Source organism: Curtobacterium sp. AG1037 (assembly GCF_003349855.1).
In the GTDB taxonomy this organism is placed as follows: Bacteria; Actinomycetota; Actinomycetes; order Actinomycetales; family Microbacteriaceae; genus Curtobacterium; species Curtobacterium citreum.
This window is the reverse complement of the sequence record NZ_QQAO01000011.1, coordinates 1-25,097: the sequence shown is the minus strand read 5'-3', so window position 1 is coordinate 25,097 and position 25,097 is coordinate 1. Positions and strand designations below refer to the sequence as shown.

At 69.6% G+C, this 25,097-nt stretch carries 23 protein-coding genes; 15 read left to right on the top strand and 8 right to left on the bottom strand.

Going from position 1 to position 25,097, the window contains the following annotated elements; translation table 11 throughout:
- From DEU32_RS14265 to DEU32_RS14255, 3 genes are all read left to right on the top strand, one after another.
- Positions 1–858: a universal stress protein gene (locus DEU32_RS14265; RefSeq protein ID WP_114851138.1), complete on the top strand. Its 858-nt coding sequence runs from the start codon at positions 1–3 to the stop codon at positions 856–858.
- A 216-nt stretch (positions 859–1,074) separates the two neighbouring features.
- Complete coding sequence (locus tag DEU32_RS14260; protein ID WP_114851137.1) at positions 1,075–2,787, top strand: GAF domain-containing protein; 1,713 nt, start codon at positions 1,075–1,077, stop codon at positions 2,785–2,787.
- The gene (locus tag DEU32_RS14255) at positions 2,784–3,425 is read left to right on the top strand and encodes a response regulator transcription factor (RefSeq protein WP_114851136.1); all 642 of its coding nucleotides are present in this window, start codon (positions 2,784–2,786) and stop codon (positions 3,423–3,425) included. The genes DEU32_RS14260 and DEU32_RS14255 overlap by 4 nt, the downstream gene beginning before the upstream one ends.
- 61 nt (positions 3,426–3,486) lie before the next feature.
- On the opposite strand, the gene DEU32_RS17585 is transcribed toward DEU32_RS14255, so the two are convergent.
- From DEU32_RS17585 to DEU32_RS14240, 3 genes are all read right to left on the bottom strand, one after another.
- Positions 3,487–3,615 (bottom strand): hypothetical protein, encoded by a 129-nt coding sequence (locus DEU32_RS17585; protein ID WP_257222116.1) that lies wholly within the window; start codon positions 3,613–3,615, stop codon positions 3,487–3,489.
- A 106-nt stretch (positions 3,616–3,721) separates the two neighbouring features.
- A complete protein-coding gene (locus DEU32_RS14245) occupies positions 3,722–4,777 on the bottom strand; it encodes a 2,3-butanediol dehydrogenase (RefSeq protein ID WP_114851213.1) in 1,056 nt (351 codons plus the stop codon).
- A gap of 32 nt (positions 4,778–4,809) precedes the next feature.
- Positions 4,810–7,338: a phosphoketolase gene (locus DEU32_RS14240; protein WP_114851212.1), complete on the bottom strand. Its 2,529-nt coding sequence runs from the start codon at positions 7,336–7,338 to the stop codon at positions 4,810–4,812.
- A gap of 353 nt (positions 7,339–7,691) precedes the next feature.
- Between DEU32_RS14240 and DEU32_RS14235 the strand changes: the two genes are divergently transcribed.
- The 6 genes from DEU32_RS14235 to DEU32_RS16960 all read left to right on the top strand — a co-directional run bounded on the left by DEU32_RS14235 (position 7,692) and on the right by DEU32_RS16960 (position 13,171).
- Positions 7,692–9,104: a cytochrome ubiquinol oxidase subunit I gene (locus DEU32_RS14235; RefSeq protein ID WP_114851135.1), complete on the top strand. Its 1,413-nt coding sequence runs from the start codon at positions 7,692–7,694 to the stop codon at positions 9,102–9,104.
- A gap of 1 nt (position 9,105) precedes the next feature.
- Positions 9,106–10,110, top strand: coding sequence for a cytochrome d ubiquinol oxidase subunit II (gene cydB / locus DEU32_RS14230; protein WP_114851134.1), 1,005 nt, complete (start codon positions 9,106–9,108; stop codon positions 10,108–10,110).
- 91 nt (positions 10,111–10,201) lie between these two features.
- Positions 10,202–10,807 (top strand): BON domain-containing protein, encoded by a 606-nt coding sequence (locus DEU32_RS14225; protein WP_258554888.1) that lies wholly within the window; start codon positions 10,202–10,204, stop codon positions 10,805–10,807.
- Between the two features lie 402 nt (positions 10,808–11,209).
- Positions 11,210–11,647 (top strand): hypothetical protein, encoded by a 438-nt coding sequence (locus tag DEU32_RS14220; protein WP_147281485.1) that lies wholly within the window; start codon positions 11,210–11,212, stop codon positions 11,645–11,647.
- A 61-nt stretch (positions 11,648–11,708) separates the two neighbouring features.
- A complete protein-coding gene (gene adhP / locus DEU32_RS14215) occupies positions 11,709–12,779 on the top strand; it encodes an alcohol dehydrogenase AdhP (protein WP_114851131.1) in 1,071 nt (356 codons plus the stop codon).
- Between the two features lie 197 nt (positions 12,780–12,976).
- Positions 12,977–13,171: a hypothetical protein gene (locus tag DEU32_RS16960; RefSeq protein WP_147281484.1), complete on the top strand. Its 195-nt coding sequence runs from the start codon at positions 12,977–12,979 to the stop codon at positions 13,169–13,171.
- A 73-nt stretch (positions 13,172–13,244) separates the two neighbouring features.
- On the opposite strand, the gene DEU32_RS17580 is transcribed toward DEU32_RS16960, so the two are convergent.
- Complete coding sequence (locus tag DEU32_RS17580; protein ID WP_175329311.1) at positions 13,245–13,679, bottom strand: hypothetical protein; 435 nt, start codon at positions 13,677–13,679, stop codon at positions 13,245–13,247.
- Between the two features lie 934 nt (positions 13,680–14,613).
- On the opposite strand from DEU32_RS17580, the gene DEU32_RS14200 reads away from it, so the two are divergent.
- From DEU32_RS14200 to DEU32_RS14175, 6 genes are all read left to right on the top strand, one after another.
- Entirely contained in the window at positions 14,614–15,495 is an 882-nt protein-coding gene (locus DEU32_RS14200; RefSeq protein WP_114851128.1) for a universal stress protein, read from the top strand.
- On the top strand, positions 15,495–16,355 hold the full coding sequence (locus DEU32_RS14195; RefSeq protein WP_022904011.1) for a universal stress protein: 861 nt from the start codon (positions 15,495–15,497) through the stop codon (positions 16,353–16,355). Before DEU32_RS14200 ends, DEU32_RS14195 begins: the two co-directional genes overlap by 1 nt.
- Positions 16,352–18,886, top strand: a complete 2,535-nt coding sequence (locus tag DEU32_RS14190; RefSeq protein ID WP_141861482.1) for an HAD-IC family P-type ATPase — start codon at positions 16,352–16,354, stop codon at positions 18,884–18,886. Before DEU32_RS14195 ends, DEU32_RS14190 begins: the two co-directional genes overlap by 4 nt.
- A gap of 137 nt (positions 18,887–19,023) precedes the next feature.
- Positions 19,024–19,494 (top strand): pyridoxamine 5'-phosphate oxidase family protein, encoded by a 471-nt coding sequence (locus DEU32_RS14185; RefSeq protein ID WP_114851126.1) that lies wholly within the window; start codon positions 19,024–19,026, stop codon positions 19,492–19,494.
- 86 nt (positions 19,495–19,580) lie between these two features.
- Positions 19,581–20,633 (top strand): lysylphosphatidylglycerol synthase transmembrane domain-containing protein, encoded by a 1,053-nt coding sequence (locus DEU32_RS14180; RefSeq protein WP_181819306.1) that lies wholly within the window; start codon positions 19,581–19,583, stop codon positions 20,631–20,633.
- Between the two features lie 962 nt (positions 20,634–21,595).
- A complete protein-coding gene (locus DEU32_RS14175) occupies positions 21,596–22,123 on the top strand; it encodes a hypothetical protein (protein WP_141861476.1) in 528 nt (175 codons plus the stop codon).
- A gap of 42 nt (positions 22,124–22,165) precedes the next feature.
- On the opposite strand, the gene DEU32_RS14170 is transcribed toward DEU32_RS14175, so the two are convergent.
- From DEU32_RS14170 to DEU32_RS14155, 4 genes are all read right to left on the bottom strand, one after another.
- The gene (locus DEU32_RS14170; RefSeq protein ID WP_141861474.1) at positions 22,166–22,624 is read right to left on the bottom strand and encodes a hypothetical protein; all 459 of its coding nucleotides are present in this window, start codon (positions 22,622–22,624) and stop codon (positions 22,166–22,168) included.
- Positions 22,621–23,781 (bottom strand): hypothetical protein, encoded by a 1,161-nt coding sequence (locus DEU32_RS14165; RefSeq protein WP_147281483.1) that lies wholly within the window; start codon positions 23,779–23,781, stop codon positions 22,621–22,623. The genes DEU32_RS14170 and DEU32_RS14165 overlap by 4 nt, the downstream gene beginning before the upstream one ends.
- Positions 23,782–24,056: 275 nt before the next feature.
- Complete coding sequence (locus DEU32_RS14160; protein ID WP_114851121.1) at positions 24,057–24,686, bottom strand: hypothetical protein; 630 nt, start codon at positions 24,684–24,686, stop codon at positions 24,057–24,059.
- 1 nt (position 24,687) lies between these two features.
- Complete coding sequence (locus DEU32_RS14155) at positions 24,688–24,861, bottom strand: DUF4177 domain-containing protein (protein ID WP_114851120.1); 174 nt, start codon at positions 24,859–24,861, stop codon at positions 24,688–24,690.
- Positions 24,862–25,097 lie beyond the last annotated feature (236 nt).

Genomic DNA, 25,097 nt, shown 5'->3' with positions numbered 1-25,097 from the left:
ATGCGAGACGCTGCGGCTCCCGTTCCGCAACACGTCGTGGTCGGCATCGACGAGCACGAGGCGAGTCTGCGCACGATCGACTGGGTGATCGAACGGGATCTTCCGTCCGGCAGCCGTGTCGACGTCGTCACCGTCACGAACGGATGGTCAACGGATCCCCGCGCCGATCGAGCGCTGGTGGAAGCAGCAGCGGCGCGGCTCCCTGACAGGAGTCACGTGGGCGTCGAGACCCTGGTGCGGTTCGGGGCACCCGACCGCACGTTGCTCGAAGTCGCCGCCGACGCGGACCTCCTCGTGATCGGTAACCGCCGCCAACACCGACTGCGGACGGCGCTCGACGGTTGGATGCCGGAACGCATCCCGACGGTCGCCGACCTCCCGGTCGTTGTCGTTCCCGAGGACTGGGTCCCGGTCGACGGTGACGTCCTCCTCGGAGTCGACACGTCGACGGGGGACGCAGCTCTGCGGTTCGCCGCCGAAGAGGCGCTGCGGAGCCGCCACCGCCTCGGCGCGCTCCGGGCGTGGAAGCTCCCGGTGGCCACAGCGACGGGCGCGTTGAGCGTGCTCGAGGACCCGCAGCTGTACGAGGAGCACAACCGTGCCGTCCTCGCCGACAGCGAGCGACTCCTGCACATGCGGTACCCCGGGTTGCGCCACCGCCCCTTACTCGAGGAAGGGGACCCCGTCGAGCGACTCCTGGCGCACGCGCCGTTCGCCTCGCTGGTGGTCCTCGGACGCCGGCACCGCACCACCATCGGCGGCCTGTTCACCGGTTCCACCGCGCACGGCCTCATCACGCAGGGACGCGCGCCCGTGGCGGTGGTGCCGCAGCGGCGACGTGAACTCCTGGAGCGATGACTGTACCGGGCGTCCCGGGGGCGACGAGGTCGTGGGACCTTGGTCCTACCGCTGACTCCAGCGCTCCTCTACATTGCTCACCGCGGGGCGCCTGATCCGGACCCGAAGCGGATCGAGCGCCCCGGTCCGGTCGAGCGCCCGCACCGCGGTCAGGGACCGCGGACTCCGTTCGATCAGCCGTCCTAGGATCGGAACTTCCACACCCGAAGGGACCTCATGGTCGAACCGCTCGCATTCCCGGATGCTCCGCGTTCCGCACTCGAGCGCACCATCGATGAACTGGTCGACCGTGCGCAGGCGGTGCTCCGCACGCAGGGCAGATTGCGGAACCTCCTCGCCGCGAACCGGCGGATCGTCGAGCACCTGGCCCTCGAGGACACGTTGCACGCGGTCGTGGCCGCGGCCCTGGAACTCGTCGACGCGGAGTACGGCGCGCTCGGCGTGATCGCACCGGACGGCGAGGAACTCGAACGGTTAATCCACGTCGGGATGGACGAGGAGCACGTCCGGCGCATCGGACACCTCCCCCGAGGCAAGGGTGTGCTCGGGGCCGTCATGCAGGACGCGCGCCCCGTCCGGTTGGAGCACCTCGGTGAGGACCCGCGCTCCGCTGGGTTCCCGGCGGGTCACCCGCCGATGGAGGGGTTCCTCGGGGTGCCGCTGCGGGTGCGCGACAAGGTCTACGGCAACCTCTACCTGACGAACCCGCGTCGCGGGCACTTCACGCAGGAGGATCAGGAGCTCGTCGAGGCGCTCGGCGCGACCGCAGGCGTGGCTATCGACAACGCGCGTCTGTTCGAAGAGAGCCAGCTGCGCGAACGGTGGGCGACCGCGACGGCCGACGTCAGTTCGGCGCTCGTCGCGGACGAGTCCATCGAGGACGTCCTCACGATCATCGCCGACCGGGTCCTCGCGTTCGTCGACGCGCACCTGGTCACCATCGTCCTGCCCGACGCCGACGCCGAGTACCTGCAGGTGGCGATCGCGGTCGGTCCTGTCGCGGACCCGGTCCGCGACCGCCGGTACCCCGCCGCCGGATCGCTCGCCGGGCGTGCCATCGACACGGGTGCCGTCGTCGCGGACACGACCGGAACCGCGGTCGCCGGGGTCGAGTGGACGCCCCCGCTCGGGCCGACGATCGCGATCCCGCTCCGGGTGGCCGGCGACGCACTCGGCGCGCTCGTCGTCGCCCGCGGGCCGGGCGGCCCGGTGTTCGCCGACGCCGAACTGGGCATGGCGGGCGAGTTCGGCCGGCAGACCAGCGTCGCACTCGCAGTGGCGCGGGGCCGTCGAGACCGACGGCGCCTGGAACTCGCCGAGGACCGCAGCAGGATCGCCAGGGACCTGCACGACCACGTCATCCAACGGCTGTTCGGATCCGGACTGGCACTGCAGGCGACCGCCCTGCGCGTCCCGGAGGACCTCCGCGACCACCTCGAGGAGCAGGTCAGCGCCATCGACGCGGCGATCGCTGAGGTCCGCACAGCGGTCTTCACGCTCGGCAGCTCCGACCGCCCAGCCGCACGGAGCACCCGGGAACGGCTGCTGGACGTCGTCACAGAGCTCCGCCCAGCACTCTCCCGCCCGCCTCGCATCACCTTCAGCGGTCCGGTCGACATCGACGTTACGGGGGCGCTCGCCCACGACGTCGTCGCCGCGGTTCGGGAGTCCGTCGCCAACGTCGCGCGACACGCCCCGGGCGCGGAATGCCGGGTCGAGGTCGCCGTCTCCGACGACGCCGTGCAGGTGGTCGTCGAGGACGACGGCCCTGGTCCCGGGTCGAGCGAGCGTCGGAGCGGTACCGCCAACCTGGCCGCCCGCGCGACGATGCGCGGCGGACGCTACGAGCTCGGCCCCGGGGCCGACGGCGGCACCACCGTCGTCTGGGCCGCACCCCTCGGACGAACCGAACGGAAGGAACCACGATGATCAAGGTGTTCCTCGTCGACGACCACGAGATCGTGCGACGCGGCGTCGCGGACCTCATCGACGCCCAACCCGACCTCCAGGTCGTGGGAGAAGCCGGCACCGTACGCGACACATCTGGCCGAGTGGCGGCGACCCGGCCGGACGTCGTCGTGCTCGACGTCCGCCTCCCGGACGGCAGCGGCGTCGACGCGTGCCGCTCGGTGCGGTCCGCGCACCCGGAGATCGCGTGCCTGATGCTGACCGCGTACGACGACGAGTCGGCGATGCAAGCAGCGCTGCTCGCCGGCGCGTCCGGGTACGTCGTGAAGGACATCCGCGGGCAGACCCTGGTCGAGGACATCCGGCAGGTCGCGGCAGGTCGCAGTCTCCTCCCGGCCGTCCCGGTGGCGCAGGCGGTCGAACGCATCATCAGGCGGCCGGAGGACGACCTGCCGGACCTCACGCTCCGGGAACGGCAGGTGCTCGAACTCATCGCCGTCGGGTTGACGAACCGCCAGATCGGCGAACGGCTCGATCTCGCTGAGAAGACCGTGAAGAACTACGTGTCCGGGCTGCTCGCCAAACTGGGACTCGAGCGCCGGACACAGGCCGCGCTGTACGGCGCCGACCACGGGATACGCAAACCCGACGCACGGTGACACGACAGAGCCCGAGGACAGGATCTCTCGTCCTCGGGCTCTGTCCCTGCGTCCGTTCGGCTCAGATGAGCCACGGCGCCTTGCGAACAGCGGGGAGTCGCTTCCACCAGACACCGAGCCCCCACGTGTCCCCGGCCGAGAGCACGGCGACCACGATCAGCGCGAGCGCGTAGACGATGTGGTAGTCCACGAGCGGGTTCGTCGTTGGTCCCGGCTGGCTGCTTCGCGGGAGGGCGGACGAGGAGGGGCCCGCCGGTCATCGACCGGCGGGCCCCTCCTCTGGTCCTTGGTGGGAGTCAGGGGCGCACGAGGATCTTGACGTGGTCCTCGTTGTGGTGGATCAGCTGGTCGAAGCCCTGCTCGATGAGGTCGTCAAGCGCGATCCGACCGGTTATGAACGGTGCGAGGTCGAGTTTGCCGGACCGTACGAGTTCGATCGTCGCAGCGTGGTCGTTCGCGTACGCGATGGTGCCGCGGAGGTCGATCTCCTTGACGACGAGCTTCTCGAGGTCGACGACGGGCCGGTGGCCCCAGATCGAGACGTTCACGATCGCTGCGCCTGGACGCACTGCGTCGAGGAGGGTGTCGAGCACGACGTCGACCCCGGCGCACTCGAATCCGACGTCGGCCCCGCGACCGCCAGTCAGGGCACGGACTTCAGACGGTACGTCGACCTGGGTCGGGTCGAGCACGTGGTCGGCGACGCCGGTCCGGAGCGCCATGGCCTTGCGAGCGGAGCTGACCTCGCTGAGCACGACCGTCAGGCCCGCCGCCTTGCAGATGGCTGCGGTGAGCAGACCGATCGGGCCGCCACCGCCGACGAGCGCGACGTCCCCGGCCCCGGCCCCGCTGCGCACGAAGGCGTGATGTCCGACGGACAGCGGTTCGATGAGGGCCGCTTCGTCGAGCGGAAGGTCTCCCACCGGGTGCACCCATCGGCGCTCGACCGCGATGCGCTCTGACAGGCCTCCACCGCGGCCGGCGAGCCCGATGAAGTTCATGTCCGGCGAGAGCTGGTACTCGGTGCCCGGGTCGGACGGGACGTCATCGCGGATGATGTACGGCTCGACCACCACGTGGTCCCCGACGGCGAGGTCGGTGACGCCCTCGCCGAGGGCCGCGACCGTGCCGGACATCTCGTGGCCGAGCGTGACGGGAGCGGCCTCCCCCGAGATCGGGTGCGGATGTCCGGCCGGCGGGACGAAGATCGGTCCGTCGAGGTACTCGTGCAGGTCGGTACCGCAGATGCCGCACCAGGCGACATCGATGAGCACGGTGCCCGGGGTGGCTTCCGGTGCCGGGACGTCCTCGATGCGGATGTCACCGCGGTCGTGGTATCGGGCTGCCTTCATGGTCGTTGTCTCCTCGTTGTGCTGGTGGATGGTCATTCGTTGTCCCCACCCGTAGCGGCGGACGCGGCGGCGGCCGCGCCGACGCCGACGTTGGCGGAGCGCACCGACGTGGCGTCGTGCGTCGCGGTGTCACCGTCGGTCCACGTCCAGTCGGCGACGTCCGGCGCGTCTTCGCCGTGGGCCCGCGTGTAGGCCCTCGCAGCGACCCGGGCGTCCTGCATCCGTTGGCGGAGTCCGGCGTAGCGGGACCCGAGACCGGGGACGCGATCGAGCACGTCGATCACGAGGTGGAACCGGTCCATGTCGTTGAGCATCACCATGTCGAACGGCGTCGTGGTCGTGCCCTCCTCCTTGTAGCCGCGCACGTGCAGGTTCGCGTGGCCGTGACGGCGGTAGGTCAACCGGTGGATGAGCCAGGGGTACCCGTGGTAAGCGAAGACGACGGGCTTGTCGGTGGTGAAGACCGCGTCGTACTCCGCATCGGACAGCCCGTGCGGGTGCTCCCCCTCGGACACCAGGCGCATCAGGTCGACGACGTTCACGACGCGGACGCGCAGGTCCGGTACCTCGTCCTGCAGGATCGACACGGCCGCCAAGGTCTCGAGCGTCGGCACGTCCCCGGCGCAGGCGAGCACCACGTCGGGTTCCTCGCCGGGAAGCTCGTTGCCCGCCCACTCGAAGATCCCGAGCCCGCGGGTCATGTGGGCGATGGCTTCGTCCATCGACAACCAGTTGAACGTGGGCTGTTTGCCGGCGACGACGACGTTGACGTAGTCGACGGAGCGCAGGCAGTGGTCGTAGGTCGAGAGCAGCGTGTTCGCGTCGAAGGGCAGGTAGACGCGGACCACGTCGGGCTTCTTGTTGACGACGTGGTCGATGAACCCGGGGTCCTGGTGCGAGAGCCCGTTGTGGTCCTGCCGCCAGACGTGCGACGAGAGCAGGTAGTTGAGGGAGGCGATCGGGCGACGCCACGGGATCGTCTTGCTGACCTTCAGCCACTTGGCGTGTTGGTTGAGCATCGAGTCGACGATGTGGATGAACGCTTCGTAGCTGGTGAAGAGGCCGTGCCGCCCCGTCAGCAGGTACCCCTCGAGCCAGCCCTGGCACTGGTGCTCGCTGAGCATCTCCATGACGCGCCCGGCTCGGGCGAGGTGCTCGTCCGACGGGAGGTACTCGGCGTCCCACTGCTTGTCGGTGACCTCGAGCACGGCACTCAGGCGGTTCGACGCTGTCTCGTCCGGGCCGAAGATCCGGAAGCTGTCCGGGTTCAGGCGCACGACCTCGGCCAGCCACTCGCCGAGCACCCGCGTGGACTCGTTGACCGAGCCGCCGTGCGTGGGCACCTCGACCGCGTGGTCGCGGAAGTCGGGGAGCACGAGGTCCCGCTTGAGCAGGCCGCCGTTCGCGACCGGGTTCGCGCTCATCCTGCGGTCCCCCTCGGGTGCGAGTGCGGTCGCGAGCGCCACGGGCGCGCCCGCATCATCGAACAGCTCCTCGGGACGGTAGGAACGGAGCCAGCCCTCGAGCACGTGGAGGTGCTCCTCGGTGTCGCGGGCGTTCGCGAGCGGCACCTGGTGGGCGCGCCAGTTGCCCTCGGCTGGCTTGCCGTCGATCTCCGGCGGGCACGTCCAGCCCTTCGGCGTCCGGAGGATGATCATCGGCCAGGCCGGTCGACCGTCGAGCGTGCCCGCGCCGGCCTGTTCCTTGATGTCGGCGATGTGGTCGAGGACCCGGTCGAGCGTCGCGGCCATGCGGGCGTGCACGGCGCGGGGGTCCTCGCCGTCGAAGCCGCCGGAGACGACGTACGGCGTGTGGCCGTAGCCGCGCATCAGGGCGAGGAGCTCGTCCTCCGGGATGCGGGCGAGGACCGTGGGGTTGGCGATCTTGTACCCGTTGAGGTGCAGGATCGGCAGGACGACCCCGTCGTGCAGGGGGTCCATGAACTTGTTGGAGTGCCAGCTCGTGGCGAGCGGCCCGGTCTCGGCCTCGCCGTCGCCGACGACCGCGGCGACGAGCAGCCCGGGATTGTCGAAGGCGGCGCCGTACGCGTGGGACAGTGCGTAGCCGAGTTCTCCGCCCTCGTGGATCGAGCCCGGGGTCTCCGGTGCTGCGTGGGAGGGGATGCCGCCGGGGAAGGAGAACTGCCGGAAGAGCTTCCGGACGCCGTCCTCGGTCTGCGAGATCCCCGGGTAGACCTCGCTGTAGGTTCCGTCCAGGTACGCGTTGGCGACCATGCCGGGGCCGCCGTGTCCCGGACCCGTGACGTACAGCGTGTCGAGGTCACGCTCCTGGATGACCCGGTTGAGGTGGGCGTACACGAAGTTGAGACCTGGAGTGGTGCCCCAGTGTCCGAGGAGGCGCGGCTTGACGTCGTCACGAGTGAGCGGGCGGCGGAGCAGCGGGTTGTCGAGCAGGTAGATCTGGCCCACGGACAGGTAGTTCGCCGTCCGCCACCACGTGTGCAGCTGATCGAGCACCCGGTCGTCCACCGATCTGCCGGAACCGCGCCGGAATGCTGCTGCCTCCGATCCGGTGGGCGTTCTGGTGATCGTCGTGGTCATGTCGCTCATGCGTCTTCCTCGCTCCCCGTCCGTGGCCGAACGGTCGCGGACCACTCGATCCTCGGCGCCGCTGGGTGCCGCGCGCAGGGTCGAAGGTCCCGCGTGCACGACGGGACCTTGGACTCTGCGGTCTTCGGCGATCGTGAGCGAGGTTGGAGCACATGCACGCAGACGACCATCATCACCGCGTTCCCGAGGCCGAGTGGGAGCGCCTCAAGCGGGAAGCGCGCGACCGCGCCCAGCGACAGACCGAATCGGAGTCGCCGCGCTGCGCTGACGGTGAGCCGAGTGAGTGATGTGCGCGGGACGAAGGTCCCTGGCGCCCAAGCGTTGAGGGCAGCAGGGTCGACCGCATGAACGACTTGCTCAGCACCCTGGTGCTGTCCCGGTGGCAGTTCGGCCTCACGACGATCTACCACTTCCTCTTCGTCCCCATCACCATCGGCATGGTGTTCGTGGTCGCGGTGTTCCAGACCGCCTGGGTCCGCACCGGCCGCGCGCACTACCTGCAGCTGACCCGGTTCTTCGGACGCATCTTCCTGATCAACTTCGCGATGGGTGTCGTCACGGGCATCGTGCAGGAGTTCCAGTTCGGCATGAACTGGTCGAACTACTCACGGTTCGTCGGTGACGTCTTCGGCGCCCCGCTCGCCCTCGAGGGCATCCTCGCCTTCTTCCTCGAGGCCGCGTTCATCGGCATCTGGATCTTCGGGTGGGACCGCCTGCCCAAGGGCGTGCACCTCGCCAGCATCTGGCTCACCGCACTCGGGACGCTCTTGTCGGCCTACTTCATCATCGCCGCGAACGCCTTCATGCAGCACCCGGTCGGCTTCCGGCTCGACGCGTCCCGCGGTCGAGCAGAGTTGACCGACATCTGGGCGGTCGTCACCAACAAGGTCGCACTCGCAGCGTTCCCGCACACGATCGCAGCATCGTTCATGGTCGCCGCGGCCGTCGTCATCGCGGTCGCCGGCTGGCACCTCGCCCGGAACCAGCACCTCGAGACGATGCTCCCGGCGATCAAGTTCGGCCTCTGGACGATGGTCACCGCCGGGGCCGTGACGCTGCTCACCGGCGACCAGCTCGGCCTAGTCATGGTGGACACGCAGCCGATGAAGATGGCTGCAGCCGAGGCGCTCTACAACACGGCCACCGGCCAGGACGCGTCGTTCTCGATCTTCACGCTCGGCACCCCGGACGGAGTCCACGAGCTGTTCTCGATCCGCATCCCGTACCTGCTGTCCTTCCTGTCGACTCACACCACGCACGGCACCGTCGAGGGCATCCGCGAGCTCCAGGCGCAGTACACGCAGGTGTACGGACCCGGCGACTACTCCCCCACCATCTGGGTCACCTACTGGGCCTTCCGCTGGATGATCGGCTTCGGAGCCGTCTCCGTCCTGCTCGCGATCGCTGGTCTGGTGCTGCTCCGCCGCGGACGGGTGCCGCAGCGCCGGTGGGTGTGGCGGATTGCGGTCTGGTCGGCGCCGCTCCCGATGGCCGCCATGACCGTCGGCTGGATCTTCACGGAGATGGGCCGCCAGCCGTGGCTCGTGTTCGGGCTGCTGAAGACGAGCGCTGGTGTGTCCCCGAACGTGACGGGGGTCGAGGTCCTCATCTCCCTCGTCGTCTTCACCCTGTTGTACGGCGCGCTGGCGGTCGTCGAGTTCCGCCTGCTCCGCCGCGCCGCCCAACGCGCCGACGAGCTCACCCCGCCCGAGGACCCAGCGCAGGACGCTCCTGAGACGATCGCGACGGTGTACTGAGATGGACCTGCCCGTTCTCTGGTTCGCGATCGTCGGGGTGTCCTTCGTCGGGTACTTCGTGCTCGACGGCTTCGACTTCGGCGTCGGGATGTCCCTGCCCTTCCTCGGCAAGGACGACACCGACCGCCGCGTGCTGATCAACACCATCGGCCCCGTCTGGGACCTCAACGAGACCTGGGTCATCGTCGCCGGAGCGTGCCTGTTCGCGGCGTTCCCCGAGTGGTACGCGACGATGTTCTCCGGGTTCTACCTGGCGCTCCTGCTCATCCTCGCGGCCCTCATCGCCCGCGGCGTGTCGTTCGAGTACCGGCACCAGCGCCGGCACCCGGAGTGGAAGCGCCGCTTCGACCTGATGATCATCGTCGGCAGCGCGGTGCCGTCGTTCCTCTGGGGCGTCGCCTTCGGCAACGTCGTCCGCGGCATCCCGATGGACGCCGGCCACAACTACACGGGCACCCTGTTCGACCTGCTCAACCCGTTCGCCCTGCTCACCGGGCTCGCCACCCTCCTGGTCTTCTTCACGCACGGCGTCGTGTTCGTCGCGCTGAAGACCGAGGGCGAGATCCGCGAACGGGCCAAGCGGCTCGCGACCCGCGCGGGCGTGCTCACGATCGTCGTCGGCGCTGCGTTCCTGGTGGCGATGGCGTTCGTCCGAGCGACGCCGGCGAGCCTCGTGCTCTCGGTGGTGGCCGCCCTCGCCCTCGTCCTCGCGGTGCTCTGCAACGCCTGGGGCCGTGAGGGACGCGCGTTCACCCTCATGGCGGTCACGATCGCCGCGGTCGTGCTGGCGATGTTCACGGCGATCTTCCCCGACGTCATGCCCGCCTCGAACGACCCGGCGAACAGCCTGACCGTGTGGAACGCGTCGAGCGGGCAGTACACGCTCACGGTGATGAGCTGGGTGGCGCTGGTCTTCGTCCCGCTCGTGCTCGCCTACCAGGCCTGGACGTACTGGGGCTTCCGCAAGCGCGTCACCCGCACCCACATCGAGGGTGCTACGGCGTGACCGGTGACGGTCTGACGCCACCACGGCCGGTCTGGAGGCGCGCTGCGGGCCCGCACCGCGCCTCCAGACCGTGCCTGGTCGCCGCGTGGACATGGCAGGACGTTGTGCCCTGCCGCCGGTCGCGTCAGGGCGCGATCATCTCCGCATGAGCACGACGAACCAAGTGAGCACGATGACACCCGCGGTCGTGGACCTCGGAGTCCGCGACCTGATCCTCCGCTCCTGGCGCTCGGAACGGTCCCTGGATGCCTCCACACTCGACGCCGCCGTCGACGTCGGCGGCAACCAGATCGTCCTGACCGGTGATGTCGGGTCGTACACCGATCGGCTGACGGCCCACGAGATGGCGGTCGGACAAGCCAGGGGCCTGCTCCCGGTGCGGAACCAGATCGTGGTGCGGCCGATCGAGTGCGATCCGACCGAGCCGGATGCCGTCCTCCGGGTCAGGGTGGAGCGCGCTGTCCGCGAAGCCGCGCCGCATGCCGACGTGACGATCTCCGCGAGCGACCACGTCGTCCGGTTGGCGGGTCGGCTCAGCGGCGACCACGAGCGGCGGCGCGTGCATGCCGCGGCGGCACGGAGCCGCGGCGTGCACTTCGTCGATGACCGCACCACGATCACCGGGAGTGACCTGAGTCCCGGGCGGACTTTGGTCCCTGTCCCCCGTTCGCGGGCCATGGAACCGTCGTCGTCATGAAGAACCAGATCGCTTCCGCACCGCCTCGTCACGGTGCCGTCGGGGACCCGACCGAGAACCCTCCGAGCGTGACCATCGAGCTGTGCCCGACGGAACCACTCGACGTCGAGACGGTACTCGGCATCGGTGCGACGCTCCGCGCCGCCGACCGACTGCGACCACGTGAGCGCTGAGCGCGCGATCATGAAGCCTCGAGCGACGACTCAGCCAGCCCCGGCGGGAGCCGCGGCCGCCGCGCGTCGCGCCTGGTTCGAGCTCGAACCAGGCGCACGCGCGCGACTCCTCAGCGAGATCAGCCACCTCGCGGTGGCGGGGACGAGTGCCAATCGAACGCCGTGCGGAGGGACCGATGCGGCAATCCTCGACTCCCCCGCCGCCCGCTGCGACCGGGCCCTGATCGTCATGGCCGACCTGCTCAGAACAGCGTCCGTTCCTCGGCGACGAACAATGCGCTGCGCGCAGGTCGTGGTCGACAGCGGGTTCCCGTTCGAGCGCGCCGTCGTGTCCGTCGCCGCGGCGCTGATCCTGGGCGAAACGGTCACCTTGGGGTTCGCCGGCGGTTTGGATCGAGCGTCGGCGGCCTACGTTCGGTCACTGGCCGCACTGCTGCCCGGGCGCGTCCTCCGCGTCCGCTTCGGTGATCGGCTCGTGTCGGGTGGGCACGACCGGGTGAGCTGGTTATCACCGTCCTGCTGCGCGGAGTCCTCGCCGTTCGACCTGCGCCTGCTCGATCAGATCACCTCGGTGCTGCATGCCGACGCACCGCGGCGTGCTGCCGTCCGCATCGACTCCCTTGGGACTTCTGACCCTGCCCCGCGACGAGTAGGCGCGACAAGGTGACTCCACGGGCGCCGATCGGCGGGACACCGGGTCCCGGCCACGCCCGTGAGGAGGTCACCCCATGAAGGCAGCAGTCGTCCACCAGCTCGGTCAGCCTCTCGTCGTCGACGACCGGCCGCTCCCCGCACCCGGCGCCGGACAGGTCCTCGTCCGGATCGTGGCCTCCGGCCTCTGCCACACCGACATCCACGCGGCACGCGGGGACTGGCCGGTCAAGCCGACGCCGCCGTTCGTCCCCGGCCACGAGGGAGTCGGCATCATCGAGGAGCTCGGTGATGGCGTCACGAACCGACACATCGGTGACCGAGTCGCGCTCCCGTGGCTCGGTCATGCCTGCGGACACTGCCGCTACTGCGTGGAAGGCCGCGAGACCCTCTGCGAGCAGCAGCAGAACACCGGCTACTCCATCGACGGCGCCTTCGGGCAGTTCGCGGTCGCGGACGCGGACTACGTCGTCTCGGTCCCAGCTGGCGTCGCACCGGAGGACGCAGCCCCGCTCACCTGCGCGGGCGTCACGACGTACAAGGCGCTCAAGGTCGCCGGGATCACGCCGTCCGAGACCGTTGCGATCTTCGGCGTGGGCGGGCTCGGGCACCTTGCGGTGCAGTACGCACGGGTGTTCGGCGCGCAGGTCATCGGCGTTGACGTCGAGCCGGCCAAGCTCGAGCTCGCCCGCGACCTCGGTGCGGACCGCGCCGTCGACGCGTCCTCCGGCGACGCGGCCGCCCAGATCCAGGAGCTCGGTGGCGCGGACGTCGCCGTCGTGCTCGCAGCGTCGGCCAGCGTGTTCGAGCAAGCGTTCGCCTCCCTGAAGCGGGGAGGACGCCTGGTCTGCGTCGCGCTGCCGGCGGACGGCACGATGAGCATCCCGATCTTCGACACCGTCCTCAAGGGGATCTCGATCATCGGGTCGATCGTCGGGACTCGGCAGGACCTCGCCGAGGTCTTCGCCCTGCACGCCGCCGGACGCACCCGGGTCGTGTCGGTCCGCCGCCCGCTCACCGACGTGAACGAGGCGATGGCCGACGTCCTCGCGGGCCGGGTGCCGGCCCGGATCGTGTTCGACATGCCGCCCGTCCAGCGCGAGCAGATCGTCACCGAGGACGAGTCCACGCCGGCTGGAACGCGATGATCGGCACGGGCCTCGCGGTCCACGACGACCGGACGCTCGACGCGTCCGAGTGCTGGTCGCTCATCGGACGCGTCCGGAGCGGCCGGCTCGTCCGCGGCGCCCTGTCGCAAGCGGAGGCGGTCGTCGTGGACCCCGCAAGCGGGTGCCTCGTCCTCGAGGGACCCCGCCTCGGAGACCTCGGTTTGCGTACGACGGCTGTGTTCGAGACGGGCGCCCAAGATCCGACGGGGGGCTGGAGCGTCATCGTCGTCGGAAGCGCCGAACCGCTCGTCATCCGGGCCGGACGCGACGGACCGCTGCAGCGCTGGCGCTTCGACGTCCAGGAACTCAGCGGGGTCGTGTTCACGTCCGACGCGCTTCGGGCAGACCGGGCTGACGCCGTCCGTACCTGACCTGCAGGCACGGCACGGAGGGACGAGCAGAACGGCCCGGTGCGAGCAGCACCGGGCCGTCTCCATGCTCCGGTCAGATCCTCCCCGCGCCTCCGGGCGTCGCGGGGATCCCCTCACCACCGCGCACGTCCGTCCTCCGTCCGGCACGGTCCCACGGACGGGCGTCGGCGATGTCGAGCAGTTGGGCACCGAGCCCGGGGACGATCGTCACCACGGTCACGAGGACTCCGAGGACGGGGATGTGCAGCGCCACGACGAGGACCGCACCGCCCAGGAGCGCCGTGACGACCGGCCCGCGTCGGCCGCGGAGGATCAGGCGTCCGATCATGAACGCTCCGTACGGGAACGCCGCGAGGGTCAGGACGAGCAGGACCAACAGTCCAGTCAGGGCCAGGGGTGCGCCGATGACCGTCACGAGCAGGAGGAGCAGGGCGAGCGGAGCGGCGACTGCTGTGACGAAGCCGACCAGTGCGGCCCTCCAGGGCGCCGCACGGAGCCGGTCGGTCACCCGGGTGAGCTGCCCGAGGGACGAGGAGCCCGGCGGCCAGCGTGATCAGGCCCAGTGCGACGAGTGCGTACAGCAGGCCGACCAGCCAGGACGCGAACGCCTCGCCGGCGGTGGGGCGATAGGTCGTCCGGTTCGGATGGACGTGTTGCACCGACCCGTCGACGTGGTCGGCACGCATCTGCGCGATGTGGTCGCTGACGTAGACGACGTCCCCGCCGATCGTCCCGGCGACGGTCAGCCGGTCCACGCTGAGTCGCGCGTCGCGGCCGAGGTCGCCCGCGACCGAGATCGTGTTCGCCGCAGCGACGAGGTCCTCCTTGACCGACCCCGACTGCGCGACGCTGATGCTGGACGCCGCGATGGTAGCGCTCCGCCGGACCGTGCCGGTGACCACGACGGACTGAGCTGCGAGCCGGACGTCTCCGTCCACCTCTCCGGTGACGGTCACGGTCTGTGCGGCCGCGATGACGTCCCCGGTGACCCGCCCACTCACGGTCACGTTCTGGCCGGCGGCGTACACGTCCCCGTCCACGTTCCCGGCGACCTCGACGTCGGTGCCGCTGGGGAACCGCGGGCCGGTCACGCGCTCCGTCGCTCCGATCCTGGACGGGTCGTCCTGTGTCGTCGTGACGGCTGCGGCGGCGCCTCCCGTGACGGCTGTCAGAGCGACGACGATGCCGAGGACGACCGCCGAGCGCGGGACGTGCCGGCGCGCGGAGTGCTGGGCTCGGTGTCTGGTCATCATGGCGGCAGTGTCGCGGGCTGGCGGTCGGCACGACAGGGTCGGAGGTCCTCGATCGGCGCCGGGACCGAGCACCGGTCGGCGGGACCTTCTGCCCTGCTGGCTCCGTCCGCCCTCACCTAGCGTGCGGGGATCGGATGCGGCTGGAGCCGCAGGTGGGCGCAACCGGTGTCCACTGCGAAAGGAGTGACCATGACCGCCTACACCGTCGCGATCGACGACACGACTGCTGCGTGGAGGACCGTCGACTGGATCGTCGATGTCGTCGATCCCCTGTCCGACAGTGTGCGCCTGCTCACCGTAAGCGAGTTCTACGGCGAAGCACTGGCGCGATCCGAGGAACGGCTCGCCGCAGCCGAGAAGCGCATCCGCACGGCCCACGGCGGACTCGCCGTCACGCACGTCGTGACCGGTGGTCCGACCACAGACCGCCTCGTGTCGGACGCCGCACGAGGCGACGTGCTCGTGATCGGCGGCAACCAGGTGCACAAGTTCGTCGCTGCCGTGCGGGGACGCGTCGCCGAGCGCGTAGTGGCGCACGCCGTCACCCCGGTCGTGGTGGTCCCGGAACACTGGGAGCGTGCTGACGGACCGGTCGTCGTCGGTGTCGACGGGCGGTCCGCGTCCGCCGCGCTGTCCTGGGCCGCCGACCGAGCGGCCCGTGGCCGTCACGAGCTCGCCCTCGTGCGCGCCTGGGCGGTCCCGAGCGCGGTCGACGCCTACGCTGCGGTCGACCTCCAGGAGGACCGAGACCTCTGGTCGAAGGAGGCCGACCTCGAACTCCGGGCCGCGCTCCGGGCGGTCGGTGCCGCGCAGCCAGGGCTCCACGTCACCGGCGAAGCCGTCGAGGGGCAAGCTCGCGACGTGGTCCTCCGGTCGTCCCGGGGTGCGTCGTTGATCGTGGTCGGGCGTCGCCACCGGACGGCACTGGGCGGGTTCATCACGGGGTCGGTCGGTGAACGCCTGATGCACGAGGGGCACGCGCCGGTGTGCATCGTCCCCGAACCGACGCACACCGGTGGGGGCGCGGAGTCCGAGCGCCGTCCGGAACAGCTGCACGCCGAGGTGCGGTGATGCGCGACAGCAGCGTCGTCGGGACCGAACACGTGGTGGTCGGCATCGACGGACACGAGGCGAGTGACCGAGCGGTGGACTGGGTGGCCGTCCGGCGCCTCACGCCAGGGAGCCGGGTCGAGCTCATCACCGTCACCAACGGATGGGGAGGTGACCGACTGGCCCTCGACCGACGGCTCGCCCGCGCCGCAGAGCGCCTGACCGTGGCACACCAGCGGGTTGACGTCGCAGTGTTCCGGCTGTCAGGGGTGCCTGACCGGATGCTCGCGGACGCTGCATCGACCGCGGACCTGCTCGTCATCGGGAACCGGCGCCAGCACCGCGTCCGAACAGCGCTCGACGGGTGGATGCCCGAACGCGTGCCGACCCTCGCGAACGGTCCGACCGTCGTCGTCCCGGAGGACTGGCGACCGACGCACGGGGACGTCGTCCTCGGGGTCGACGACGCCACTGGTGACACCGCGCTCCGCTTCGCCGGGTCCCAGGCCGTCCGGGAGCACCGGCGGCTCAGTTTGGTGCGCTCGTGGAAGGTCGCCGAACCCGCCCGGGTCGGAACGCTGAGCGCCTTCGAGGACCCCGAACTCGTCGAAACGCACGCACGGGAGGTCCTGATCGACGCCGAACGGCTCCTCCACACCCGGTTCCCCGGACTGCAACACCGACCTGTCGTCGAGGAAGGCGACACGGCCGACGTCCTTGGCAGGTACGCCGAGGACGCGTCGATTGTCGTCCTCGGACGACATCACACGTCGACGCTTGAGGGTCGGCTCTTCGGCTCCACTGCACACGAGCTCATCAGTGGTTCGCGAACTCCGGTGTGCATCGCGCCGCTGCGCTCACCGGACCCGCGCCGACGATGAACGGTCCGACCTCCACGGCGCCCACTGCCGACCTCGCCGAAGGGCTCACGTCAACAGCCGCGGCGGCGCGGCTCGCCGAGGACGGGCCGAACGCCGTTGGCACATCGGCACCGAGCCTCGTGCGCACGATCGCCGGACAGTTCCGCAACGTCGTGCTCCTCCTCCTGCTCGCCACCGCGGTCGTCTCCGCAGTGCTCGGGCAGGTGCAGGACGCCGTCGTGATCACCGTCATCCTCCTCACGAGCGTCGGGCTCGGTACGGTCAACGAGTACCGATCCGCGCTGGTGTCCTCGGCGATGGCCGACCAGTTGCGGCACACCGCTCGGGCGCTCCGCGACGGGGTCTGGACGACCGTCGACGTGCGCGACGTGGTCGTCGGTGACCTCGTGCGCCTCGGGGTCGGCAGCGTCGTGCCCGCGGACGCAGCACTCGTGTCGGCACAGGATCTCCAACTCGACGAGAGCGTCCTCACGGGAGAGTCCCGTCCCGTGGAACACCGGACCGACGAATCCGTGCTCCAGGGCGCAGTCGTCGTCGCCGGTTCCGGTGATGCGCGGGTGACGGCCACCGGGAGGGCGACGGAGTTCGGCGGCATCGCTGCTGGTCTGCGTTCCCGTGCGCCCGAGACAGCGTTCCAGGCCGGCCTGGCGCGCTTCTCGATGCTACTGGTCTGGGTCGCCGTGTCGCTGATGGTCCTGATCGTGGTGGCCGGGATCGCGTTCTCCCGCCCACTGCTGACGACGGTGCTGTTCGCGCTGGCGATCGCCGTCGGGGTGACGCCGCAGCTGCTCCCCGCCGTGGTGAGCACCGCGCTCGCCTCCGGCGCCCGACTCCTCAAGCGGTCGGATGTGCTCGTGAAGCGTCTCGTGTGCGTCGAGGATCTCGGCGGTGTCGACGTCCTCGTCACCGACAAGACCGGCACGCTCACGTCGGGGGGCCTCCGCTTCCAGGATGCGCTGGACCCCAGTGGTCGCCCCGCTTCGACGCTCCTGGGCGTGGCCCGGGTTACCGTGCCACCAGACGTGCGCGCCGACGGTGCGGCCGGCTCGGTCGCCGACGTCCTCGACCGCGAGATCCTCGACGCGTCGGCGGCGAACGCGGCACCGGACGGCTCACCGGTCGTCCTCGCCACCCGGCCGTTCGACCACGAGCGGATGACCTCGTCGGCGCTGGTCCTCGAACACGACGGAAGCCGCCGCCTGGTCGTCAAGGGCGCTCCGGACGTCGTGCTGGCGCGGTGCAGCGACGTCGCACCCGCTGGCCAGGAGACCTTGCAGCGGTTGCTCGCGGCCGGTCACCGGGTGCTCGCGGTCGCGACCGCGGCCGTGCCCCGAGCGACGACGACCGCGGACCCGATCGCGGTCAGCAGTGCGTTCGTGCTCGAGGGGTTCCTCGTGTTCGAGGACCCGCCCCGCGCCGGCGTCGCGGACGCCATCGGCGCGTTGCGTGACCTCGGTGTCCAGGTCGTCGTGGTGACCGGCGATGACCCGGTGGTCGCCGCCGGTCTCGCGCGCGACGTCGGCATCCCCGTCGGTTCCGCCCTGCTCGGGAGCGAGATCGGTGCTGCAGCCGACCAGACCCTGGCTGCCCTCGCTTCCCGGGTGCTCGACGCCGGCGTCGTCGCTCGTGTCCGCCCCGCGGACAAGGCGGTCGTCGTGCGTGCGCTCCGCGACGCGGGGAGGACCGTCGCGTTCCTCGGCGACGGCGTGAACGACGCGCTCGCGCTGCACGCGGCGGACGTCGGCATCTCGGTGCTCTCGGCGACCGACGTCGCCCGGGACGCGGCGGACGTCGTCCTGCTCGACAAACGACTCGACGCAGTCGCCACCGCCGTCCGGACCGGTCGGCGGGTGTTCGCCAACACCCTCAAGTACGTGATGATGGGCACCTCGTCGAACATCGGCAACATGCTCAGCGCTGCCGTCGCGGCGAGCTTCCTGCCGTTCCTCCCGCTGCTGCCCGCGCAGGTCCTCCTGAACAACCTGATCTACGACCTCGGGCAGCTGGCGATCCCGACGGACCGTGTGGATCACGAACGGCTCACGTCTCCCGCGCGCTGGGACGTCGGCGCGGTCCGTCGGTTCATGCTCGTCTTCGGACCGGTGAGCTCGCTGTTCGACTTCATCACGTTCGCCGTCCTCCTCGGTGTGGTGCACGCCGGCCCGACGGAGTTCCGGACGGTCTGGTTCGTCGAGTCGCTCCTCACCCAGTCGCTGGTCGTGTTTGTCGTTCGCACGAACCGCGTTCCGTCCTGGCGCAGTCGGCCAGGACGGTGGCTCACCCTCGGTGCACTCGGTTCGGCGGCCCTCGGAGTCGTGCTGCCGCTGAGCCCGATCGGAGTGCTCGTCGACTTCGCGCCGCTGCCCGGCAGCCTGCTCGCGGTCATCGCCGTGATCGCCGTCGTCTACCTGCTCCTCGTCGAGGGGCTCAAGGCGTTCGCGTTCCGGTACGTGTTCCGGAACGATCTCGGAGCGCACCACACCGCACACCACGTGCGCCGCTTCGCAGCTCGCTTCGGTCGGACCCGCTGACCGCAGGCGCGTCGCGCCCCGGGTCGGTGGGACTTCCGGCCCTGCGCACGAGCAACGGTGCGTCGCATGCTGGTCCGACCGGGCGAGAAATCGGAGCGATCACGCTCGTTCCGTCCCGCAGACCAGGAGGAAAGACCATGGAAGCAGCGGCGACCGGACCATCGAACGAGGCGAAGGATCCGCGGGCTCAGGGAGCGGGCGGACTCGATGCGACCCCGCTGGACGAACTCGTCGTCACGCTCGACGCGGACCAGTGTTGGGAACGGCTGCACCGCAGCCGGATCGCCCGCGTAGCGTTCCGCACCCAGGAATCGCTGGAGATCATCCCGGTGAACTACGTCACAGAGACACGGAAACTGGCCTTCGCGACCTCGAGCAGTGTGATCCTCGACGCCGTCCACTCCGGGCGCGAGATCCTGATGGAGGTGGACGAACACGACGGGTGGACCGCCTGGAGCGTCGTGGCGAGGGGAACCGCCCACATCCCCGACACCCGGCACGTGACGGCGCAGCGGATCCACTCGATGCTGGCGACACCGAAGCGCGCCACCGTCGTGCTCGAGCCGACCAGCGTCACCGGCCGGCTCTTCGACCAAGCCGCTCCATGACAGCCCCTCGCGGTCGCGCCGGGCGGGAGGACGGAAGGCGCGGTGCGAACCTGCACCGCGCCTCCCGTCCGTCACGACTACGCTGGATGCTCGCGATCGCCGCACCCTTTCTGGTCGCCGCGGCGGTGGTCATCGCCGCGCCGCACGCCGAGGAGGCGTTCCTCGTCCTCCGCGAACTACCGCCGAGCGCCTCGATCGTCGCCGGCGTGGCGGTCCTCGCCGAGGCGGTGTCCCTGACGGCCGCGTCTCGTGCTACCCGCGCGTTCCTGGGCCCCGACGCGCCGAGCTTCCGGCACGTCCTCGCGGTCGACCTCGTCGCGCAGGGGGTCCGCAGCGTTCTGCCCGGTGGAGCGGCGACCTCCGCGGGGTTGCGCATCTCACTCCTGCGACGGTTCGACGTCCCGGTCCCGATTGCTGCCTCCGCGGCCACGACCGGTGTCATCGTCTCCAACGTCGTGCTCGGCGCACTCTTCATCAGTGGTGTAGCGATGACCGCCTGGCACGGCCGTCCTTCCCCTGGTGTCGCCGTCCTCGTCGGAACGGTCCTCTTGCTCGCCGTCGCCGTCGGACTGGGCGGCGCGGTCATCGCTCGCCGGCCCGATCGCGTACGGGAGGGCGCCATGTGGTTGACGACGCCGCTGCGGCGAGCCGTCGGGCACCCGTCCGAAGCCACCATCTTCGGCTACGTCGACGGACTGGCCCTTGGGATGGGTCGCCTCCGATCGGTCCGGACGCTCGCGACCCTGCTCGCCTGGGTGGGATGCAACTGGGCTGCCGATCTCTTGGCGTTCGGGCTCATGCTCGTCGCTGCGGGCGCCCGGCCCCCGTGGCCGGTCGTCGTCCTGGCGTACGGCATCGCGAACGTCCTGGCCACCGTTCCGATCACGCCCGGGGCGCTCGGGCTGGTCGAGGGAGCCGCAGTGACCACGCTTCACGTCGCAGGGGTCCCGACGTCGGTTGCGCTGCTCGGCGTCCTCGGCTGGCGTGCCGTCGAGTACTGGCTACCGATGCTCGCCGCGCTGGTCGTCGCACCGTTCTTGCTCGCCTCGACCCGCCGTCGCGGTGGAGCATCGTCTTGGTCTCGGCTGCGTTCTCGCCAACTCACACCTCGCCGCTCGTACCGAGGGCCTACCCGATGACGAACACCGCCGCCGGAGCGAGCGCGAGGAGCACGACGAAGCATCTGGACCTTGACTGCACCCGGACCGATCCGGGCGGCACGAGGATCGCCGGCGGGAGCAAGACCAGCCGGCAGAGGATGCTGCCGCCGGTGTGGTCGCTCTCGCGTCTGACGTCTCGCGACGTCGTCGGGGAGCGTGACCCGGGCGCCGTGGCGAGTGGACAGAGCTCCTGGAACGAGCCCGCGGTCGCGGTGCAACATCGGAGAAGACGAGAGCCTGCGCACAACCAACTGGCACTTCAGCGGTGCGTGATGGCTGCAGGGGAACGAGCCGAATGCATGCCGAGCGGACGGCCGAATGCGTGCGTCAGCATGTGCTGTCACCTAGGACGTTCTGGAGTTCTAGAGCGGGCCGGCGGTGAAGCGACCTGATCGATCGGGAGCATGAGGATCGTGCCCCGCCGGCGCGACTGACGGGACGGGACGACAGTCGAGTGTCGGGCTCGAGTCGGCCGGTGTGTCCCGGGACCTGAGCCAGAGACACGGGACGTGCGACACGGGACACGGGACACGGGACACGGGACAAGATCGCGAGCGGGACAACCGAACTCGTCCGACGCTTCCGCCCGCTTGGAACAGATCACGCGGGGACTTGAGGGTGTCAGGCGAAGGCCGGTGCTGCCGAGGATGCAAGGGACGGGGTGCGCGTTCCGGGCATGCCCAGTTGGGCGATTCTGGGCCGACGCTGAACTGGTCGAGCCACAGGTTTCGTCGCCTTTTTCTCGGCCAGTTCCTGCGCTGCTGCTCCTTCATCTCAAGTGTCAACTGCTGCCCCGTGCGTGTCTGCGGATCGGTCACGCTCTGACCGCTCTTCGGCGCCGAAGTGGAACACCCCGGCAACGGTCCGCGAGCGGCCGAACAAGGTACGGCGGTGTCGCGCCCGCACGCGCCACGGCGCACGGTCCGCGCATACTCCGAACTGTGCACGCAGAAGAAGCCGCTCGTCGACGGGTCACCCTGAAGGAGGCCTGCCGTTCTGTTGAACGACTCGTGCTGCTGCTTTCGGAGAACGGCGGCCACGAGGAGCTCGCGCTCGAAGCGATCCGCCGCTCACGTCGCGTCGAGCGCATCGCCGCAGAGGCGGATACTCGTCCGTCCATGACCGCAGCACAGCAGACGCTGGATCGAGCCCTGGCGCTCCTCCGGGTCGGCGCACACCGAGGAGTCGCTTCCATCGAGTTCTTCATCGCCGTGGTTGTGAGCCTCGACTCAGAATCGACTGCACAGTCGCCCTCGCCCTTCCTCCAGCTGCACGAAGACGCTCGGCGCCTGACGGCAGAACTCGCGCCGCTCCTGCACAGCGCGGACGAGGCCGACCCGATCGTGCAGGCGTTGCTGACCGCCCAGGGAGAACTGTGGTCCGTCGCGTCGACTGACATCGAGGGAGTCGCCGCGACGCGCAGACGTCTCAGGACGCAACGCGCGGCCCTCCGATTGGTTCCCGGCTGAGGGAGGGCACGTGCGACAACGTCCGGTCGCGCCGCTGCGCCGTCAGTCGTGACGAGTCGCGTGCGCACGGCCATGGAGAAGCGGGTCGAGTTCGCTGCTCGTGAGCACGGTGATACCAAAGAGACGCGCCATGGCGAGGACTGCGTCGTCGTTCGAGATGATTGCCCATTCGTCGCCGAACAGGCCCTCTTCCTCTTCGTGGACGGCGTCCAGAGCGCATGCCACGAGCATCGGATCCGCGTTGCCCTTGCCGCTGTACAGGTTGACCAGACGAACGTCGTCGACCGGCACACGTTTCATGACCCGTTGCAGGTGGTGCAACACCCGTCCCGTCGTCCGGTACTCCAGCTCGGTCAGGGACACGATGTCCGGGAGGAAGCGAGCTTCGTGCAGCACCTCTGAGGGGATACGACAGTGCTCCCTGATGAACGGCGTGGAGCGTTCCTCGACCGTGAGTCGCGAGAGGGCGTTGTTGTCGAGGAGGTACCGGTACCCCATCATCCGAGCGCCTCCCGGAAGTCGCGGATCTGGTGTGGCTTGATCTTGTTCGCACAGACCACTCGGCAGAAGTCGCCTGGGGAGACGCGTCCGGCGTCGAGTGCCCGGAGCATGCGCGCCGAGAACTCCCTTCCGTTGTACGTGCGGACGCCGTTGACCGGCTTGGGCTGCTGTGCTCGGCTGGGTGGCCGAGCAGCGAATTCTCGCCCTAGGGCGTTGAGATGTGACGCGGCGACGGCGGGGCTCACGAGACGGAGACGCCGCGCTCGGACGACCAGGGCGCTCGGCGTGACGTTGAATCGATCTGCGGACGCCTTGAGGTCCTCGAGTGTCGCCAGCGCGAGCCCTCGAACTGCCTGCTCCGGCATCAGGATCTCCCCGACGATGTCGTACTCGCGTCCTGGCCCGACGGCCGGACTACTGCCGTCGTACGTCACCGGGGCGAAGATGCCCCGCGCGACGAGGACGGCAAGCAACGTCAACGTGAAGAGCTGCCGTCCTTCGGGCTCCTGCGCATCGCCGTGGTCCCCGCGAGCGAGAAAAATGTAGGGGACCTTTTTGTCCTTGATGGTCAGCCCGCTGAACTTCACCTCGATGAGCTGTGGCATGAACCCACGGACGCTCAACGAGACGAAGACCTGGTGTGCCTCCAGGCGCTCGATCAGAATCTCGAGCGCGCGCTTCTTCGTCCGCGCTTGAGTGAGCGTGTCGTGCTGCAATCCGAGAGCATCGACGAGCACCTTCGCGTCCGCTGCCGCTGACCCTCGCGACCTCTTAAGCAGACCCACGATCCGGTTGTCCTCGAGATCCGGATCGTGCTTGCGAAGGAGCATCTGTTTCCGGATGAGGTCCTTCACGATGAGCTCGACGTCCTCGACGTCGACGGTCGTCCGTGAATTGAGCGCGAACGTCTCCTTGCTGACCCCTTGGAGGAGCTTGTCCGTCTTGGTCGCGATCTGCGCACGGACGTGATCGTGGGGAGCGAAGAACAGCGGGTACGGGATGTCCGCCTTCCTCGACAGTTCGACGAGCTCACCAAACGTGATCTCCGAGCGGTCCAGCGCTTGCCGGTACGGAGCGCGGCCACTGACGACCGAGTTCTCGAAGAGGTCCTCGAAGACCCGGCGGTCGATCATGGTGCGGGTGCCGTTCAGCGCCACGGCGATCGGACGGACTGAGCCGAGCTGGTGCAGTCGTGGTTGCTCCGCGCGCATCCCTCGACGGTCACTCATTCTCGCGGCGGCCGCGACCCCGTGTTCGAGGTACGAGGCCGGCCAGTGCGCGCTCTTTCCGATTGCTGACCGAAAGTGCTGGGCCGCGCACATCAGCTCGCAGACCACCCGCCGTCCGACGGAAGAACCGCTCCGGGGCTATCAAAGGGACGGGCTGGCGGTGAGAGACCGCGCCGCACTCCGGCGCGAGCCCTCGATGTCGCTCAGCTCTGTGCTTCAGGAGCGGACTCGGACAAGCCGTCCCGTGATGGTCCCGTGGTGCGGGCGACGGAAGGAGGGGAGTCGCCCATGAGCTTCTCCCATCGATCCCGGATGTTCTCTTCTTGGGCGCGACTCATCAGCAGCGGGATGCGAACGCCCTCGAATGTCTGATCTATGAACCGCTCCAAGAGCCCCGCGATCTTCTCGTAGTAGTCCGCGACTTCCTTCGCATCATCGAGTGTCCAGACGGCGTGCTCAGACGTCGTTGCACCGTTCCGGGAGGTGGCCGGTCGACTGCTCCGCTCGCCGTAGTGCTCACCGGGCGTCTTCATCCGGTACCAAACCGAGTGCACAAGGAAGTTGCGCTGCGGCCGAGCCGCGCTGATCGCTTTGTCGATCGCGATGAGCTGTTCGAGCTGCGCCTCGGTGATCTTCTTGTTGTAGCGGGCGGCCCGCAGGCACATCTGTTGAAGCCGCGAGATGTCCTCGCCTGCCGTGAGCACCCGGCCGTAAGGCGACTCGATGAGAAGTGCGAACAACTCGCGCAGGTTCTGCTCGACCCGCGCGGACTCCGCCGCCGTGCGGCCGATCGCCGCGTACATCGCCTGGGTGGGCCGCTCTGTGCGAGCCACCTCAAACTTCTTCTCGCTCGAAGAGCACGCCGAGCGGACCGATGACAGACGGGCGCACCATCTGCGCAACCGTCCATCCCTTTGCTGCGTAGCGGTTGATGGTCTCGTTGAAGACTGCGACGTGCTTCGCCTCGTTGCCAGACCCGTTGATGGTGACGTACTCGTAGCGCTTCATCTTGCCCTCTCAACCCGTGTCGACGTTAGCAACCAGTGCGGACGCGTCTACTTTGCCAAGACACAACACGACTACTCTGCTGGGACGGGACCATCCTTCCCTACGCACGGTTCCCCCCCCCCCCCCCCCCCCCCCCCCCGGGGGGGTCCGCGGGGGGGGGCGCGCCCCCCCCCCCCCCCCCCCCGGCCGCCGCCGTGCCCCCACCACCAAGGGCACCCCACACGCACCCCGGCCCC

Excerpts from the sequence above, each read along its gene's own strand:
- DEU32_RS14265 (WP_114851138.1), top strand. The coding sequence starts at position 1 with ATGCGAGACGCTGCGGCTCCCGTTCCGCAACACGTCGTGGTCGGCATC.
- DEU32_RS14260 (WP_114851137.1), top strand. The coding sequence starts at position 1,075 with ATGGTCGAACCGCTCGCATTCCCGGATGCTCCGCGTTCCGCACTCGAG.
- DEU32_RS14255 (WP_114851136.1), top strand. The coding sequence starts at position 2,784 with ATGATCAAGGTGTTCCTCGTCGACGACCACGAGATCGTGCGACGCGGC.
- DEU32_RS14245 (WP_114851213.1), bottom strand. The coding sequence starts at position 4,777 with ATGAAGGCAGCCCGATACCACGACCGCGGTGACATCCGCATCGAGGAC.
- DEU32_RS14240 (WP_114851212.1), bottom strand. The coding sequence starts at position 7,338 with ATGACCACGACGATCACCAGAACGCCCACCGGATCGGAGGCAGCAGCA.
- DEU32_RS14235 (WP_114851135.1), top strand. The coding sequence starts at position 7,692 with ATGAACGACTTGCTCAGCACCCTGGTGCTGTCCCGGTGGCAGTTCGGC.
- cydB (WP_114851134.1), top strand. The coding sequence starts at position 9,106 with ATGGACCTGCCCGTTCTCTGGTTCGCGATCGTCGGGGTGTCCTTCGTC.
- DEU32_RS14225 (WP_258554888.1), top strand. The coding sequence starts at position 10,202 with ATGGCAGGACGTTGTGCCCTGCCGCCGGTCGCGTCAGGGCGCGATCAT.
- DEU32_RS14220 (WP_147281485.1), top strand. The coding sequence starts at position 11,210 with ATGGCCGACCTGCTCAGAACAGCGTCCGTTCCTCGGCGACGAACAATG.
- adhP (WP_114851131.1), top strand. The coding sequence starts at position 11,709 with ATGAAGGCAGCAGTCGTCCACCAGCTCGGTCAGCCTCTCGTCGTCGAC.
- DEU32_RS14200 (WP_114851128.1), top strand. The coding sequence starts at position 14,614 with ATGACCGCCTACACCGTCGCGATCGACGACACGACTGCTGCGTGGAGG.
- DEU32_RS14195 (WP_022904011.1), top strand. The coding sequence starts at position 15,495 with ATGCGCGACAGCAGCGTCGTCGGGACCGAACACGTGGTGGTCGGCATC.
- DEU32_RS14190 (WP_141861482.1), top strand. The coding sequence starts at position 16,352 with ATGAACGGTCCGACCTCCACGGCGCCCACTGCCGACCTCGCCGAAGGG.
- DEU32_RS14185 (WP_114851126.1), top strand. The coding sequence starts at position 19,024 with ATGGAAGCAGCGGCGACCGGACCATCGAACGAGGCGAAGGATCCGCGG.
- DEU32_RS14180 (WP_181819306.1), top strand. The coding sequence starts at position 19,581 with ATGCTCGCGATCGCCGCACCCTTTCTGGTCGCCGCGGCGGTGGTCATC.
- DEU32_RS14170 (WP_141861474.1), bottom strand. The coding sequence starts at position 22,624 with ATGATGGGGTACCGGTACCTCCTCGACAACAACGCCCTCTCGCGACTC.
- DEU32_RS14155 (WP_114851120.1), bottom strand. The coding sequence starts at position 24,861 with ATGAAGCGCTACGAGTACGTCACCATCAACGGGTCTGGCAACGAGGCG.